Annotated in this window: 17 protein-coding genes; 5 read left to right on the top strand and 12 right to left on the bottom strand. The window is 48.4% G+C overall.

The features are described 5' to 3' along the window. Window positions 1-7: 7 nt before the first annotated feature. From KQI_RS0105965 to KQI_RS0105945, 5 genes are read left to right on the top strand one after another with little or no spacing between them, the layout of a single operon-like run. Window positions 8-1,300 (top strand): glutamate-5-semialdehyde dehydrogenase, encoded by a 1,293-nt coding sequence (locus KQI_RS0105965; RefSeq protein ID WP_010345829.1) that lies wholly within the window; start codon window positions 8-10, stop codon window positions 1,298-1,300. Between the two features lie 39 nt (window positions 1,301-1,339). Further along, complete coding sequence (gene proC / locus KQI_RS0105960; RefSeq protein ID WP_010345828.1) at window positions 1,340-2,206, top strand: pyrroline-5-carboxylate reductase; 867 nt, start codon at window positions 1,340-1,342, stop codon at window positions 2,204-2,206. Next, entirely contained in the window at window positions 2,203-3,414 is a 1,212-nt protein-coding gene (locus KQI_RS0105955) for a 2,3-diketo-5-methylthiopentyl-1-phosphate enolase (RefSeq protein WP_010345827.1), read from the top strand. Before proC ends, KQI_RS0105955 begins: the two co-directional genes overlap by 4 nt. Continuing rightward, a complete protein-coding gene (locus KQI_RS0105950; RefSeq protein WP_010345826.1) occupies window positions 3,411-4,088 on the top strand; it encodes a 2-hydroxy-3-keto-5-methylthiopentenyl-1-phosphate phosphatase in 678 nt (225 codons plus the stop codon). Before KQI_RS0105955 ends, KQI_RS0105950 begins: the two co-directional genes overlap by 4 nt. After that, window positions 4,089-4,745 (top strand): methylthioribulose 1-phosphate dehydratase, encoded by a 657-nt coding sequence (locus tag KQI_RS0105945; protein WP_010345825.1) that lies wholly within the window; start codon window positions 4,089-4,091, stop codon window positions 4,743-4,745. A gap of 194 nt (window positions 4,746-4,939) precedes the next feature. On the opposite strand, the gene KQI_RS0105940 is transcribed toward KQI_RS0105945, so the two are convergent. The 12 genes from KQI_RS0105940 to KQI_RS0105880 form a co-directional block, all read right to left on the bottom strand. Continuing rightward, the gene (locus tag KQI_RS0105940) at window positions 4,940-5,713 is read right to left on the bottom strand and encodes an acetoin reductase (protein ID WP_010345824.1); all 774 of its coding nucleotides are present in this window, start codon (window positions 5,711-5,713) and stop codon (window positions 4,940-4,942) included. 127 nt (window positions 5,714-5,840) lie between these two features. After that, window positions 5,841-6,452 carry a flavin reductase family protein gene (locus tag KQI_RS0105935; RefSeq protein WP_010345822.1) on the bottom strand — a complete coding sequence of 204 codons (612 nt, stop codon included), beginning with the start codon at window positions 6,450-6,452 and terminating at the stop codon, window positions 5,841-5,843. A 156-nt stretch (window positions 6,453-6,608) separates the two neighbouring features. Further along, entirely contained in the window at window positions 6,609-7,394 is a 786-nt protein-coding gene (locus tag KQI_RS0105930) for a hypothetical protein (protein ID WP_010345821.1), read from the bottom strand. A gap of 1 nt (window position 7,395) precedes the next feature. Further along, a complete protein-coding gene (locus KQI_RS0105925; protein WP_010345820.1) occupies window positions 7,396-8,658 on the bottom strand; it encodes a hypothetical protein in 1,263 nt (420 codons plus the stop codon). Between the two features lie 48 nt (window positions 8,659-8,706). Then, entirely contained in the window at window positions 8,707-9,177 is a 471-nt protein-coding gene (locus tag KQI_RS0105920) for a hypothetical protein (RefSeq protein WP_010345819.1), read from the bottom strand. Beyond that, a complete protein-coding gene (locus KQI_RS0105915) occupies window positions 9,174-9,662 on the bottom strand; it encodes an RNA polymerase sigma factor (RefSeq protein WP_039774259.1) in 489 nt (162 codons plus the stop codon). Before KQI_RS0105915 ends, KQI_RS0105920 begins: the two co-directional genes overlap by 4 nt. Window positions 9,663-9,977: 315 nt before the next feature. After that, window positions 9,978-10,706 carry a DnaD domain protein gene (locus KQI_RS0105905; RefSeq protein WP_029390039.1) on the bottom strand — a complete coding sequence of 243 codons (729 nt, stop codon included), beginning with the start codon at window positions 10,704-10,706 and terminating at the stop codon, window positions 9,978-9,980. 3 nt (window positions 10,707-10,709) lie between these two features. After that, the gene (gene asnS, locus KQI_RS0105900; RefSeq protein ID WP_010345814.1) at window positions 10,710-12,005 is read right to left on the bottom strand and encodes an asparagine--tRNA ligase; all 1,296 of its coding nucleotides are present in this window, start codon (window positions 12,003-12,005) and stop codon (window positions 10,710-10,712) included. 124 nt (window positions 12,006-12,129) lie between these two features. Then, complete coding sequence (locus KQI_RS0105895) at window positions 12,130-13,326, bottom strand: acetate/propionate family kinase (protein ID WP_010345813.1); 1,197 nt, start codon at window positions 13,324-13,326, stop codon at window positions 12,130-12,132. Then, on the bottom strand, window positions 13,323-14,195 hold the full coding sequence (locus tag KQI_RS0105890) for a 3-hydroxyacyl-CoA dehydrogenase family protein (RefSeq protein WP_010345812.1): 873 nt from the start codon (window positions 14,193-14,195) through the stop codon (window positions 13,323-13,325). Before KQI_RS0105890 ends, KQI_RS0105895 begins: the two co-directional genes overlap by 4 nt. Before the next feature lie 136 nt (window positions 14,196-14,331). After that, window positions 14,332-15,834: an AAA family ATPase gene (locus KQI_RS0105885; RefSeq protein ID WP_010345811.1), complete on the bottom strand. Its 1,503-nt coding sequence runs from the start codon at window positions 15,832-15,834 to the stop codon at window positions 14,332-14,334. After that, entirely contained in the window at window positions 15,827-16,360 is a 534-nt protein-coding gene (locus KQI_RS0105880) for a hypothetical protein (RefSeq protein WP_010345810.1), read from the bottom strand. The genes KQI_RS0105885 and KQI_RS0105880 overlap by 8 nt, the downstream gene beginning before the upstream one ends. Between the last annotated feature and the right edge of the window lie 103 nt (window positions 16,361-16,463).

The raw sequence follows: 16,463 nt of genomic DNA, 5'->3' as shown, positions 1-16,463 counted from the left end.
CCGTAACATGAGTGAATTCACGACAAATACAGTAACAACAGAGGAAAACCAGTTCAGTGAAGTACGTGCCAAAGCGACGCTTGCCAAAAAAAGTGCCGGAGCCATGAACCGACTGACCACAGCGCAAAAAAATGAAGCACTGCTTGCTATGGCAGAGGCATTGGTGAACCATACAGAAGAGCTGATTGCAGCGAACAGTGATGATTTGCAACGTGGTCGGGAACTGGGAATGTCGGAATCGCTGCTTGACCGTCTCAAGCTGACCGAGGAGCGAATCGGGGCTATCGCCGAAGGACTGCGCCAAATTGCCGAGTTGCCTGATCCAGTTGGTGACATGCTGGAACATTTCGAACGTCCTAATGGTCTACGGATTGAGAAAATACGTGTGCCGCTGGGTGTCATCGGCATCATATATGAAGCCCGTCCGAATGTAACGGTAGATGCTGCGGGCCTGTGCCTGAAAACAGGCAATCCGGTTGTGCTGCGCGGTGGTTCGGCAGCCCTTTCCTCCAACCGTAAAATCATTGAAGTGCTTCAGCAGACGCTGGACACAACAGCCGTACCACGCGAGGCGCTTCAACTGATTGAAGATTCAGACCGTGCCTCCGTCAATGAAATGCTCACCTTGAACGGTTTACTGGATGTGATCATCCCACGTGGGGGACGTTCACTCATTCAAAACGTGGTTCAGAACGCTACCGTGCCTGTCATCGAAACCGGCGCAGGCGTATGCCATACGTATTTGGACGCTACGGCAGATACACAGATGGCGGAAGCCATTACGCTGAACGCCAAGGTGCAAAGACCGTCTGTGTGCAACTCTATGGAAACGCTGCTCGTTCACGCTGATTTTGCACAAGCACACTTAACAAGCTTGGCAGAACGCTTCCGTGATGCTGGTGTTGAGCTGCGCGGCTGCGCACGAACGCGTGCACTGACTCCCTGGGCTGTTACAGCCACGGAGGAGGACTACGGCACAGAGTACAATGATTACATTATGAACGTCAAGGTGGTAGACCATCTGGACGAAGCGCTTGAGCATATTGCCCGTTACGGTACGATGCATTCGGAGTGTATTGTCACCAAGGATCAGGCCCATGCCGAACGTTTTCTTCAGGAAGTGGATGCGGCAGCTGTATATCACAATGCCTCTACCCGCTTCACCGATGGGTTTGAATTCGGGTTTGGCGCCGAGATCGGGATCAGCACCCAAAAATTGCATGCCCGCGGCCCTATGGGTCTGCCTGCGCTGACTTCAACCAAATACCGTGTGTACGGTACTGGACAAATCAGGGAATAATATTATAAATCAATCCGTATTTTTGGAGGTTATAAATTCATGTGTGAATCACAGTCAAAATTTTTAATTAACGAGCAAATTACATTTTTCGGAGCAGGCTCCATGGCAGAGGCTATCATTCGCGGAATGACGGCTCGCTCCGTTGTCAAACGTGGCGGCATTACTGTCATTAACCGCAGTAATCAGGCGCGCCTTGAAGAGCTCCAGCAGCAATACGGGGTGCTGTTCCAGACAGAGGATGCCGCCAAAACCGAGCTGCTGCGCCGTTCTCCGGTTATCGTGCTTGCCATGAAGCCCAAGGATGCTGCCGGGGCACTTGGACAGCTCGGCCCGCTCCTGTCAGAGGATCAGCTGATCATTTCGCTCATCGCCGGACTGTCCATTCGTACGATGCAGACACTGCTCGGCCGCAAGCAGCCAATCGCACGGACGATGCCGAACACCTCCAGCTCGATCGGGCTGGGAGCGACAGGCATCAGCTTTTCCAAGGAGATCAGCGAAGACCAGCGTAAGAATGTACTCACCATGTTCGAGTCTGTAGGTACGGTGACTGTTATCGAAGAAGAGAAAATGGATATTTTGACCGGGATCTCCGGAAGTGGTCCTGCCTATATCTACTACTTGATGGAAGCCATGATTGCGGGTGGAATTCGTGGTGGCTTGACCCCTGAGCAAGCACACGAGCTGACAGTCCAAACCGCGCTTGGGGCGGCACGTATGGTACAGCAAACTGGAGAGGAGCCTTCTGCCCTACGTCGCAAAATCATGTCACCCAATGGCTCGACGGTAGCCGCTTTGGAGACACTGGACAAAGGCGATTTCTATGAAACCGTGATTGCGGCGGTGCAGCGTTGTGCTGAACGATCCCGTGAGATGGGAGCTGTGCTGAAGGAGGGAATTGAATGAGCTATTGCTTGGCGACCTACCGGATATACGATGACAAAGCCGATTTTAATAAAAAGGCCCAATCCATTGCCATCGGCATGACGGTGGGCAGCTGGACCGAGCTTCCGCAAGCCAGGCGGGACGAGATGCAAAAGCATCTGGGCTCGGTTCAATCCGTGGAAGTTCATGATGGAGGCCCCGGTGAACGCTATGCCGATCTGACCATCGCTTACCCGGACATCAATTTCAGCCGGGACATTCCCGCGCTGCTGGTGACCGTCTTCGGCAAAATATCGATGGACGGTCGAATCAAGCTGACGAAGCTGGGCTTCTCGGAGGCATTTCGTTCCGCTTTTCCGGGACCGAAATTTGGCATCGAGGGCTTGCGTGAGCGACTCGGTGTGTTTGATCGCCCGCTGCTTATGAGCATTTTCAAATCGGTGATCGGTCTGAATCTGGACGAGCTGAGCGAGCAATTTACCCGACAGGCGATCGCTGGCGTTGATCTGATCAAGGATGACGAAATTTTGTTCGAAAATGCACTGACACCGATTGAAAAACGCGTCGAAGCCTGCATCAAAGCCGCCGAGGCGGCTGAGCGTGAAACCGGCAAAAAGCTGCTGTATGCAGCGAATTTGACCGGACCCACCTCACAGCTTAAGGCACAGGCCCTCAAAGCCATCGACGCAGGCGCGAACGCGCTGCTGTTCAACGTACTGGCCTACGGCTACGATGTACTGCATGAGCTCAGCAGCGATCCTGCTGTCTCCGTCCCGATTGCAGCCCACCCTTCATTGGCGGGTGCTGTCTATCCGTCGCCGCATTACGGTATTTCGGCGTCCGTGCTGCTCGGTCAGCTAATGCGGCTGGCTGGCGCTGACCTCGTGCTCTTCCCTTCTCCTTACGGCTCGGTGACGATGCCGCGTGAGGAAAACATGGCGATCCGCGATGAGCTGATCACCCCGGAGCTGCCGCTAAAGGCCAGCATGCCTGTGCCCTCTGCTGGAATTCATCCCGGCCTGGTGCCGCTGATTGTGCGTGACTTTGGCACTGACGTTGTGGTCAACGCCGGTGGCGGCATCCACGGTCATCCGATGGGCACTGAAGCTGGCGGACGCGCTTTTGTGCAGGCGATTGAAGCGGTACAGCAAAATGTGCCGCTGGCAGAATACGCCCGCTCTCATGCTGAGCTGCAATCCGCACTTGATACGTGGGGAGGCGAACCATGAGCATAACCAAGAAACCCGTCATTTTTTGCGACTTTGACGGGACGATTACGAACAGCGACAATATTGTCGCCATCATGCAGCATTTTCAGCCTGAGGGCTATGAGCCTATCATGCAACGTATCATAAACGGTCATACCTCCATTCGCGAAGGCGTAGGTGCCATGTTTGCCCTCATGCCTTCGCAGCAAAAGGACGAAATCATCTCATATGTACTTGGACAAGCAGGTATACGCGAGGGCTTTGCACGTTTCTTGGACTATGTGCGGGAGCAGCAGATTGAATTTTTTGTCACCAGCGGCGGTATTGATTTTTTTATTGATCCATTGCTTCAGCCCTTCGATATCCCGCAGGATCACATCTTTTGCAACGAAGCTGATTTTTCCGGGGACATTATCCAGATTACGTGGCCACATCCATGTCAGGAGCCGTGTACAAACGACTGCGGCATGTGCAAAACGACTGTCATTCGTCAATATCCTGCCGAACAGTACGAACGGATCTTGATCGGCGACAGCCTGACGGATTTTGAAGGAGCCAAAATGGCCGACCTCGTCTACTCCCGCTCGCACCTGACATTAAAGTGTCAAGAGCTTGGCGTACCACATGTACCCTTTGAAACATTTGACCACATTATCGAGGATTTAAAGCAAAAACAGGAGCAAGGGGTGCTGTAAATGAGCTTTAGCTTGGCAGACATTACATTGGAAGAAAAACGCCGCGCCTTGGAAGAACTCGCCGACGTCAAGGAGCTATTCGCAGCTCGAAACTGGTTCCCCGGCACGAGCGGCAATTTGTCGATCCGCATCGGTGATTTTCAGCCCGAACAATTTTATTTTGCAGTTACTGCCAGCGGCAAGGACAAGACAAAGCGGACAGCGGAAGATTTTCTGTTTGTTGACCAATACGGGAAAGCGGCTGAAGCCACCAATCTCAAGCCGAGCGCTGAAACGCTGATTCATTGTGAAATTTACCGTCTGACAGGCTGCGGAGCGGTTTTTCATGTGCATACCGTGTTTAACAACCTGATTTCCGAATATTACGGGGAGCAGGGCTCTGTACCTGTGCAAGGCATCGAGCTGATTAAGGCTTTTAACATTTGGGAAGAAAATGCTGCCATCCACATTCCCGTGCTGCCGAATTATGCCGATATTGACTCGATTGCCAAGCTGGTGCCGGGTGTACTGAATGAGCGGGTTCCGGGCATTTTATTGCGTAATCACGGCATTTATGCGTGGGGACGTGATGTGTTTGAAGCCAAAAAGCATCTGGAGGCGTTCGAATTTTTGTTTGAAACGACGTACCGCTCCCTGCTGCTAAAGAGTTCAAAATAAAAACTGCGCCTTGTTTAAAATGAAAGCTCTGCTTGGCAGCAAAGCGTCATCCGCAGTTCCCGCTCGCGTTCAACAGCGGATCAATTCGAAGTGAATGGTTATATTCACAAAGAAAAGAATCCATTTCCACACAGGCTGACGAAAATGGATTCTTTCTTTGTGAAAGCAAATTCGATATTTTAAAAACTAATGTATCAACGATAAACCAAACCGCCATCCGTGAGTATGGCTTGACCTGTAATATAATCCGAATCATCCGAAGCCAAGAAAGATACTAAATTGGCGACATCTTCAGGCGTTTGATATCTTTTGAGGGCAATTCCCGAAGTAAACTTCTCAAATGCTTCCCCCGGTTTTAGGTCGTCGCTATACTTCACCATTTCTTCGTCAATCCGATCCCACATCTTCGTTTTTGCAACACCGGGACAATATGCATTTACTGTAATTTTATATTTAGCCAGTTCCTTAGCGGCCGAGTGGGTAAAGGATTTCACAGCATGCTTGGTCGCAGAATATGTGCCGAGCATTTCAAAGGATTCGTGGCCTGCTATACTGCACGCATTAATGATTTTTCCTTTGGCTTCTTGCTTAATAAACTGCTTGGCAGCTGCTTGAGTACCAAAAACGACGCCATTTACGTTGATATTGAATACTCTGTTCAGTTGTTCTTCTGTAATTTCCAAAAACGGAGCAACGGCGTCGATCCCCGCATTGTTAACAAAAACATCCAAACGACCAAATTGATCGACCGCTTCTTTGACCAGATTAAATTGGTCCTCACGGTTAGATACATCTCCTTTAACGCCGATAACATTAAAGCTCTTTCCTTTGAATTCAGAAACCGTTTCGTTTAGCAACGCTTCATTGATGTCATGAAGTACAACACTGAAACCATCTTTGCACAGCCTCTCTGCGATCCCTTTTCCTAATCCGCCTGCAGAACCCGTAACGATTGCAATCTTGCTCATAACTATGTTCCTCCTTTTATGGGAGAATTGTGTTAATGGCTTCTCACGTTTTCTCGCACACTCTTAAATGTATACGCAGCAATGGACAGAATATTCACTAGCCCTTTATGCAATAAAAAAACGCCCCCTATTGGGGACGCTCCAGCTTGAATTGCTCACCCAGCTTCGCATAGTCGTTTCCGGCCAATCGGCTCACCGGACGCAAATTTTGGGCAATGATGTAGGTATTTTGATACGCTTCCTCAGACAAATGATACTGTACCACGCGCCCGATCAGCAGATCACAGGCCGGTGCGCTCTCCGTACCTCCCAGCGGTATTGCCCGCTCCAGGACACATTCCATCCGTATTTTCGCTTCGCTTACACCCGGAACTGCAATTTTTGTACTTTGAATCGGCGTTAGTCCTGCTAACGTAATTTCACTCTCATCCGGCGACAGACGAGAAGCCGTCACATTCACTGCGCCTACATTGTCCTCATCTGTGATATGTACGACAAAAGCTTTTTGCTCCATCGCATTGCGCGCTGTATCTTTGGACACTCCGCCCACACGTTGTACGGATACGGACAGAAGCGGCGGCTCGGAAGCTACGATGGAAAAATAACTGAACGGGGCTCCATTCAGCACTCCTTCGCTGCTCAACGTCGTTACAAAGGCTACCGGCCTCGGGATAATACTTCCGCTTAACAGTTTGTAATTTTCGCGCCCTGTAAGCGTATCAGGATTTAAAGATATCATAGTTTTCCTCTCTTTCCAGATCACATTCCTCTTGCATTCAATCCACTTGGTCGAAGCTCTGCCCGATGATTCCATACACTGAATGAATCTACAGGGCTTCTCTTTAAAGTATCGCGTGAAAGAGGCAGAATGTAAAGCTGGAGCCAGAAGCTCCCCCTATTCCCCGATGATATTCCCCTGGCTATCACGTACAGTAACCACAATTCCCTTGGGAACCGCAATCGTAACGTCAAGCTGCTGCCGATCCTGCATAAAACGTGTTGGAATTTGGCCGAGCAGCACATATAACGTATCTCCGATTTGCTTTGTCTGGTATAGCTCTTGTCCTTTGAATTCGTTCTCGTTGCCTGTATATACATAACTTCCGAACACATGCACCTCTGGTGAGGTGGTTGTATCAATTTTGACCGCATACGGATTTTTTCCCTGCACAATCACCTTGGTCACGCCGGCAGGCATTTTCTCATGCCAATCGGGAAGAAGCCTTGTTTCCTGCACAGAACCCATCATTTCCCTGACTTGCGTAGTAAGTCCCAGTGAGCTGACCAAAGCAAATCCGATACAGAAAAAAACCAATACAGCCGTAATAAACATACTGAACAAATCATAACGAATGCGCTCACGTGTCCCTTTCCACGCTGTATACATTAAAATCTCCAATCCCAGTAAAACAAATACGACAGGCCACCAGGTCAATACCTGCTCCAGGACGCCAGTTCCCCAAAACTTGGAGGCAAACATGATACCTCCCAACAGGACAAGGAAAAGTCCCATCGACAGCCTTCCAACCTTCCATACCCCTGCTGGAGTGCTCGACGTCTTGGAGGAGTCGCTGTTCTTATTGAATAAAGCTCCTGATAAGCCTGTAGAGCTTGTTACGTCACTATGAGAGTGATGAACTCCCTTAACGGGAGCCTCACTTTTTGAAAATTCAGTATCCATTTTATTGCTTCTCCTTTGTCCGTTTCGTTTTGGAATTGCCAATCATCATCCAAATACCACCGCCGATTAGCAAAAAGGACACAATAATGGTTCGTAAATACGTGTCAACAAGATTGTAAATTTGCCCTTCTGGAAACAGGCGATCCAGCACAGGAACTAGGATGTTAATCAGAATGTAATAAGCACCCAGCGCCAGCAGCCCCAAGCCTACCCAGCGATGGTACTGTGCAAACATGCCGATCACAGGTTTGTCGATTAGTGGTTCCTGGCCATAGCGGCTTACCTGCTGCAATGCATCAAAAAAACTGTAAAACCAGACGACTGGAATCAGGAATAAAAAGAGCGAAAGATGCAGTACGTCCAGCACATAAATTCCTCCTAAAAATAGAAGCATGAGCTGAAGTCCCCGTTTTTGCAGACCGATATACATATGTCCGGCGCCGGGAAATACCGATAAAATGGTAGCCAGCATTTTGCTGCGCCGCCCCTCGACTCTTCCATGCTCCAGCTCCTCAAACAAAGTCCGGTCCTGAAGAATTTCTCCCGCTTGCTTGCGATGTACATGCTGTACCGCATCAAACATACAATACAGCCAAATAATCGGCAGCACGCCCGCAAACGCCATAAATCCAGATTCGTTTGTCACGCTGGTAATAAAGATAAGAATCACGCCAAAGCCGAAGAAGGACATCAGAAAAGATAAACCACGCTGCATCAGTCCCAGGTGGAGGTGTCCCAATCCGGGAATGAACGACAGCAAAATCGTGAAAAAACGTTCATTGTCCGATCCTTTTCGATCAGCGGGCAAACCTGCCGTTCCGTAGAGGCCTTGCTCATAAGGGTTATAACCTGTACCATAGCCTACTCCTGCTCCCGGTACATCCGTATTTGCATCCGTCATGCCCTCCGGCGCTTCTCCTGCCAATCCTTCACCTCCATAAGGCGCACCTTGAGCATAAAAGCCATAGGGGTTCGGACCTGCATGTAGAGGATATGGAGCAACTGCATGAGCTTTATTACGCAACAAACTGATTATGATATGCAGCATGCTCAATCCCCAGATCAGAAAGGCTACAAAAATACCAGCCAAAAAAGGCCCTTCGTCTCTCACTAATGCCGCAAGAAAAATTCCTCCCGTCAGACATCCAAAAAACAAAATCGTGTATACAAACGCATTGGCTTGCCGCTTCCAGTAATAGTGTCCTACACCGGGGATAATGTTCAACAGAAATGCCAGCAGTTTGCTTGGTTCCGTATAAGGCACAGCTACACTTCCTTTCCAATCTTGGAGTTTAAGCTAAGTCTGATTCTTTTAGGGCTTTAATTTGTCGAGCCAGGATGTCGCAGCTCGCATGACCTCTTCACTGTAAGAGACGCGTTCTTTCGGAGGAAGCGGCTTCCCGTTGTTTTGCAGCATGATTTTATCAAAAGCTCCACTGGACAGCAGGATCAAGGTCAGGCTTGCCGCTATGAGATAGTGGGACACAGGCTTTTCAAACCAGCGACGCTTCTTGAAAATGACTTGACTCGCTTCTGCATCTATATCAGGAAGAGCGGCCATGACTCTATCTGTGAAGCGCTCCGTATTCATCCGGGCAGAAAAATCTTGTAGTGTCGGTTCCAGTTGCTCCAGTGCAGCAAGATATACATCCAGCGCCTGTTCGTCTTCCAGCAAAAGCTTTTCCAGCCGCTCGGACTCTTCTAACGTGCAAGTTCCTGTTATATAAGCATGCCAATCCTTTAATTGCCCTTCCATCCACGGTTTATCCTGTTGTTCAGTCATTGCCATTCCTCCTCCTTCCAGTGATTTCGAATCCATTGCCGTGCCCGGTAAAGTCTGGACTCTACCGTTTTTAAAGCGACCTGCGTCTCATCCGCAATTTGGTCATAAGTTTTGCCCTGCATATAATAGGCTCGAATAATATCCCGATGCTGCTGGGGCAGCTGGGCGATTTTTTCCGATAGTTCTACATTGCGTTCCTCGCGGATCATACGCGACAGCATATCCTCATCCCGGGAAGGGAACTGCACGAGCGTTTGTGCAACGTCTACGAGCTCTGTGGGCCGCCTGTCCTGTTTGCGCTTGATATCCAGCGCTTTGTGGAGCGCAATTCGACTCAGCCACGTCTTGAAACCTTCGTTCCGGTACTGGGGGAGAGACTTATACACCTGAACGAACGCTTCCTGCGCGGCATCTTCCGCTTCCTTACTGTCATGCAATACTGAATAGGTGATCTGAAACACATGCTTGCTGTATAGTTCTACGATCTCACGGAACGCCTGCCGGTCACCAGACCGGATTCGCTCAATGATTCTCTCTATATCAATGACGCTCTCCCCCTTCCCAATACTATAGACGTCAGGGAATCTCCTCCCCCTGCATATTTTTTGAAAATATTTAAAAAGGACACACCCTCCAACCGGAGTGGTGTGTCCTCTATCACTAAAGCCTGCTTGCTCGCTTTAATTTTCTGCTTCATTGATGTGCACAGGCGATATCCCCCGCCTTGTCCATGGCATGGCCACTTCAGGCTGAGAGCCATCGTACACTGGTCTACTTCCTGCAAGACACAGACCGCTGCTTTAGCCGCGTCCGCCACCACGGAATCGCTGGGCGTATTCTTTGGCATCCTGTGCATTGCGGACACGATTTCGACTCCACTCCAGCAATATGCGGTCTATATACCGGAAGTGCACCTTTCCTGCAAACACCGCTTCCTTCAAAGCCAGCAAAATCAGCTCTTCGGGATAACGATCCTGATCCATCCAGCTGTTGATCGTCTCGTATTCCATCGGTGACAGCGGTCGACCAAATTCTTTCTCGAAAATCGTGAACAAATTTCGTTCTTCTGTAGACGAAGATTGCGTTATTCCATTCTGAATTTCCGGTTGCCCGGCAAACAAAAAGTCGTCCTCATCGTTTGGCTCCGTACGCTCGGCAATCATACATTCCGCCAGCTTGCGATACAGTCCCGTCAAATTGTAGCGTTCAAATTGTACGGATGAGCTGCGGTCCTCCACAGAATCAATTTTCAGAAAACCTTCTTTCGTCAGCTTGCTGAAATAGAGTGCGATTTCGTTCGCAGTGCATCCGATACGAGCCTGTAACTGCTCCCATGTCGGAAATTCATTACGTTCTGCCTGTTTAAAAGCAAGTAGCTGCATCAGCAGCAGCATTTCACCATCCGTCAGCCGAAGCGTCCGATAATGCTTGAGCAGGGCGTAGGGAATCTGAACCATTCCGGCTTCCATTGCAAAGGCTACTCCCTCCGCCCACCCTGCCGCAGATGTCTTGTCGAATGATCCGGTCATCGGTTACGGATACAGACGATACAGCATACGTGGGAACGGAATCGTTTCACGTACATGATCAAGCCCGCAAATCCATGCTACTGTACGCTCCAGTCCCAGTCCAAAGCCGGAATGCGGAACACTGCCATAGGTGCGCAGATCCATATACCACTGGTAAGCTTCACGTGCTAAGTTATGCTCGTTAAAACGCTCTTCCATCAAGGCCGGATCATCGATCCGTTGGGAACCCCCGATAATTTCGCCGTAGCCTTCGGGAGCGATCATATCGGCACACAGAACAACCTCTGGACGAGTTGGGTCAGGTTTCATATAAAATGCCTTAATGTGAGCCGGCCAATGTGTAATGAACACAGGCTTGTTGTATCTCTCGGCAATAGCCGTTTCATGTGGAGCGCCAAAGTCTTCACCCCAAGGAATATCGAATCCTTCACCTTGGAGGAACGCAATCGCCTCATCATACGTTATGCGCGGGAATTCGCCTTGAATTTGCTCCAGCTTCGAAACATCGCGTCCAATCGTTTCAAGCTCCTTCGCACAATTTTTCAGGACAGACTGTACGATATGGCTTACAAACTGCTCCTGGATGCGCAAGGATTCCTCATGATCCACAAAAGCCATCTCAGGCTCAATCATCCAGAACTCAATCAGGTGACGACGTGTTTTGGACTTTTCCGCACGGAACGTTGGGCCAAAGGAATATACCTTACCCAAAGCCATCGCTGCCGCTTCCATATACAGTTGTCCACTTTGTGTCAAATACGCATCTTCGTCAAAATATTTGATGTGAAACAACTCTGTTGTACCTTCTGCAGAAGAAGGCGTCAAAATCGGCGGGTCCACCTTCGTAAAGCCGTTGCCGTTAAAAAATTCCTGTACAGCACGGATGATTTCCGCCCGTACGATCAAAACAGCACGTTGCTTGGCTGAACGCAGCCACAAGTGACGGTGATCCATCAGAAAATCTACCCCATGCTCTTTTGGTGTAATCGGGTAGTTTTCAGTCAGATGAATAATTTCAATGCCTGTAACCGTTAATTCAAAGCCTGATTGGCTACGCGGTTCTTCACGCACGACTCCAGTCACATACAGGGAGCTTTCTTGAGTCAAGGATTTGGCATCATTCCAAATGCCCTCGGACACCTCGCTTTTTACAATAACTCCTTGAATATATCCGCTACCATCACGCAGTTGCAGAAACTGAATTTTACCGCTAGATCTTTTATTGTTTACCCAAGCGCCGATTGTAACCGTTTCCCCTACATGACGGCCTACTTGGGCAATCGTACTTTTATTCGTCATAAACGTCTCTCCTCTTAACCAAAAATCAAACAGCCCTTCCCTAGGGTCAGGCTGTTTGTTCTCAACTGGTTAATACATACATGCTGAAATATGTATGTATAAAATTCATTTTATTTCTGCTAAATTATTGTACCAAACGGAACGTGTCACGGGCAATAACCAGTTCTTCGTTCGTTGGAATCACCAATACTTCTACCTTGGAATTTGCCGTTGTAATCCGACGAGGCTCACCAGAGCGAATAGCGTTCAGTGAATCATCCAACTCGATACCGAGGAATGTCAGTTGCTCCAACACTCTCTTACGCAGAACAGCGGAATTCTCGCCTACACCTGCTGTAAATACAATTACGTCTACCCCGTTCATGGCCGCAGCATAGGAGCCAATGTATTTACGCAGACGGTATTCATACATTTCGAATGCCAATGTAGAATTAGCGTCGCCTTTTTCCATACCTTCTGTGACTTCACGCATATCACTGCTGATACCGGAAATCGCTAAAAGTCCACTGTGCTTGTTCAGCATGGAGTTAACTTCATTGACAGTCAATTCTTCTTTGTTCATAACATAAGGCACGATTGCAGGGTCCAAATCACCACTACGTGTACCCATCATAAGTCCTTCCAATGGAGTCATACCCATGGAAGTATCTACAGACAGACCGCCTTTAACTGCTGTTATACTACCGCCATTACCGATATGACAAGTAATGATCTTCAAATCTTCCAGAGGACGACCCAGGAATTTGGCAGCTTCTTTACTTACAAAATCATGGGAAGTACCATGAGCACCGTAACGACGTACCTTGTACTTGTTGTACAACACCCGTGGAATGGCGTACATGTAAGCTTTCTCAGGCATCGTTTGGTGGAACGAGGTATCAAATATTACAGTCTGCGGCACATTCGGCATATTTGCTTCTGCGGCTCTAATCCCCATCATGGAAGGCGGGTTATGCAGTGGCGCAAGGTCGAACAAGCGACGGATTTCACTTTTTGCTTCAGGCGTGATAAGTGCTGACTGCTTGAAGATTTCTCCTCCATGAACCACGCGATGACCTACAGCCTCAATTTCACTAACGCTGGAAATCACACCATGCTCCGCATCTGTAAGTGCATTGAGCACTTTACGAACCGCTGTGGTATGCTCCAGAATTTCGCTAACCTCAGTATATTCTTCTTTGCCCGTTGGCTTATGCGTCAGGATGGAGGAGTCCATACCGATACGCTCTACCAGACCTTTCGCCAGAACGGACTCATCCGTCATATCATACAGTTGGTATTTCAGGGAAGAACTCCCTGCATTGATTACGAGAATTTTCATATCCGGTCACCATCCTTGTCGTACTTAAAGAACCCTTCGCCCGATTTTACGCCCAGATTCCCTGCACGCACCATTTTCTTCAGGACGATGGACGGACGATATTTCAATTCGCCGAATTCGCGGAACATCCGCTCCAGAGCGGCCAGAACGGAATCCAGACCAAAGCGGTCAGCCATTTCCAAAGGACCATTTTGGAAGCTGTAGCCGATTCGCATAGCATCATCAATATCTTCAGCGGAAGCTACACCCTCTTGGAGCACATGTGCAGCTTCATTGATCAGCAAGCAAATGATACGGCTTGTTACGAAGCCTGGGGATTCATAGATCATAACCCCTTTTTTCTCTACTACTTCTTCAACAAACATTTTAGTGTTTTCAAACGTATCGTCCGAAGTTTTCAAGCCACGAATAATTTCTACAAGATCAATGCGGGATACCGGATAAATAAAGTGCATGCCAATCACACGCTCCGGATACTTGGTCGAGCTGGCAAGCTCGGTCAGACTCAGCGTGGATGTATTACTTGCAAGAATAATGTTGCTTGGACACACATGATCCAGCTCTTGGAAAACGGATTTCTTCTCGTCCAGGTTTTCTGTAATGGTCTCAATGACCATATCACAACCGCCAAGCTCCGCCAAATGGGATACTTTTTCTATGCGGGATAAAATCAATTTTTTCTCCGCTTGAGTAATTGCCCACTTTTCCAGCTGTTTGTCCAGACTCGTTTCAATCATATTGTAGGCGTAGTCTAGTTTCTCTGGTGTCTGCTCTACCAACAGCACATCAATTCCTTTGGACGCGAGCATTTCAGAAATACCTTGGCCCATGGTGCCGCCGCCGATGACGCCGATTTTTTTAAATTGCATGTTTCTTAATTCCACCCTTTCCTGGTCATTCTCATATATTGTATCCTTCTTTGTCGAAAAATACATGTTTATGTTCCAATAGATAATAATATCTTAGCACGGACTAAAAGTAAAAAAAAATAACCAGCACAAAAAATTATGCTGGTAATAAGGCATTTTCACTAAATTGACATCTAAATTGGTCTCCAGACAGTGTTTCTTCCTTCATCAGGATGTCAAGAGAGTTGTCGAACACAGGACGATGCTTCTCTAGCAGCTCTAAAGTTCGGGTATGCAGTCCATCCATAATCTGGCTGTTCTCCCGCATAAGTTCTTCTTTGGTTACCATATCCATGTTAATAATGCCAAGTGAAGTCAAACCGGAGGTCATCATTGTATGAACGATATTCAGCGCCTGCTCAAAATCATTGCTTGAGCCTGTACTGCGACCGCCATAGTACATTTCTTCTGCTACAGCCCCGGCGAGGGAGATCATAATCTGCTCCTCCAGGAACTGCTTGGTGTAGAGATAATGCTCTTGCTGTGGATTGTGCCGCACATAGCCGAGCGCTTTCCCGCGTGGGCTGAGCGCAACCTGGCTCACACTGCCGGGACGAACGATTTCGGCCATAATAGCATGTCCCAGTTCATGAATGGCTACACGCTTTTTCTCTTCCAGCGTCGATTCACGGTCCGTTTTCTCGCCCATCATCACCTTGTCAATGGCCATCGACAGATGTTTCTGGGCAATCATCTTCTCTTCCTGTCTCATTGCATAGATGGCCGCTTCATTCATGACGCTTTCCAGCTGTGCACCGGAAAAGCCATAGGATTCTTCAGCAATTTTGTCCAGATTCGTATCTTCCTGAATCGGTTTATTTTTGGCATGGATCTCAAGAATATGAAGACGACCCTTTTTATCGGGCAAATCCACCTGGATATGACGGTCAAAACGTCCTGGACGTGTTAAGGCACTATCCAGCATTTCTTTACGGTTTGTAGCCGCAATGAGCAAAATACGTGGAGTATCCGTTGAATATATGCCATCCATTTCTGTCAGCAGTTGATTCAAAGTCTGATCATATTCACGCTGCTGTCCACCCTCACGCTTACCGCCAATCACATCGATCTCATCAATAAAAATAATCGCATTTTCCTTCTTTTCCTTGGCGGCACGTGTACGTGCCTCCCGAAACAGCTCACGGACACGACCTGCACCCACACCAACGTACATTTCAACAAACTCACTACCTGAAGCAGCAACAAATATAGAATTGGTATAATGTGCGGCTGCCTTTGCCATCAGCGTTTTTCCGGTTCCCGGAGGGCCTGTAAGCAAAATGCCTTTTATCGGACGGATGCCAAATTTTGAAATTTCATCATGTCGATTCAAAAAGTCCATGGCCTCGCGCAGCTCCTGCTTGGCGCTTTCTTGCCCGCCGATCTCCTCAAAGGTCAGCTTGTCCGGGCCATTCTTTTTACGTTTACGCTCTTGCCCGGCACCGACAGCCAAACCGCCGCGCGCGTGCATGAGCATTAACAAACCGCCGAGCATGATGCCCGTGATCAGGAGAGGGATAATATTCACCCCGACAAAGATAAGAAATATGATGGTTACCGGCACAATGCCGATGAGTGCTTCCTTGATCCATCTAGGCATTAGGCCATACCCCCATTTGCTGAGATTGACGTGGCAAAACGATAAATTTGGTCGCTTTACCTTCGCTGAGCCGGATATAGACATTGTTCGAATCCATATCGGTATCAGCCTGAATACCCGTCTTTTTCTTTTTCATCTGCTCAACAGTAGATGAAATTTGAGTATATTTTTTATTTTCCATCGCTTCCGCTACTGGAAACATAGCCTCAGACCACCATTGATTCAGTGATGAATTGGAATGATCTGCAATGTCCAGCTTAATGGTGCGACTGCCAATGATGGACTGTCCTTTTTGCTTAACTACATTGACCAATCCGGCCACATCTGCCTGTGGCTTGAGATCCAGTTTCAATACAACCTCTTCCGGTTTAATATCTATTTGAGCGCTTGTCACGCCGGGATATTGAGAAACCAATGTTTCCAAAGGAGATTGCATTGTTACCTGACGGTAAATGAACCATCCTCCAAACAGCAGCGATGCTGCCAAAACTGCCGCAACAACGATAGGAACTGCACGCAATTTCAAATAACATCCTCCTCTCAAAATGTAAAACAAAGAAGAAACGGGACGAATGTCAACAACAACCAGACTTATGATCTTAAGCTTGCAGCAATCAGCAAGCCTTTAT

The sequence above is a fragment of the Paenibacillus peoriae KCTC 3763 genome (assembly GCF_000236805.1).
In the GTDB taxonomy this organism is placed as follows: Bacteria; Bacillota; Bacilli; order Paenibacillales; family Paenibacillaceae; genus Paenibacillus; species Paenibacillus peoriae.
Note: the sequence above shows the minus strand (reverse complement) of the source record. Positions and strands in the feature narration are given on the sequence as shown.